The 565-nt window shown below is 27.1% G+C and carries 1 protein-coding gene; it reads right to left on the bottom strand.

Annotation, left to right across the window (positions count from 1 at the left end):
* On the bottom strand, positions 1 to 565 hold a 565-nt coding region (locus FE394_RS19760; RefSeq protein WP_319927999.1), incomplete at both ends, for an ATP-binding domain-containing protein.

Genomic DNA, 565 nt, shown 5'->3' with positions numbered 1-565 from the left:
TCGCTCTTGTAATTCCTGTATATAATAAATTATTAGTATTTAATTTCGGCTGACTTTCTAAAAATACCGCCACATTCTCATATTCACTACCTTGAGATTTATGAACTGTAAATGCATAAGCTGGTACAATATTAACTGTATCTAAATATCTATAAAACACTTGCCTATCTTCAAAATCCAATTGAATTAAAATACCTTTATCATCATGATCAACAATTTTACCAGTATCACCATTATAAACCCTTCTAGATGAATCATTAGCAATGATCATGACTCTATCACCGATTTCATAACAATAATCATTAAAACACTTCGTAATTTTATCCTTATTAGCTTGAACTATTAAATTAATTTTCTTAGTCATTTTTTTTGTATTTGTTAAAATTTGATACCCCTGTTCCACAAGTGGTAAAACTAGTTTTTCTAATTGTCTTTCATCATATAATCTAAAATCAATTAATTCACGATTTAAAACTTTATATGCAAGCTCTAACACAGTATCTCCACTTCTAAAAACTTTTGTAAGTCTTATAGTATTTATAAAATCTAAACCTTCTAATTCAGG

The organism is Xenorhabdus littoralis, assembly GCF_033949345.1.
GTDB classification, from domain to species: domain Bacteria; phylum Pseudomonadota; class Gammaproteobacteria; order Enterobacterales; family Enterobacteriaceae; genus Xenorhabdus; species Xenorhabdus littoralis.
Note: the sequence above shows the minus strand (reverse complement) of the source record. Positions and strands in the feature narration are given on the sequence as shown.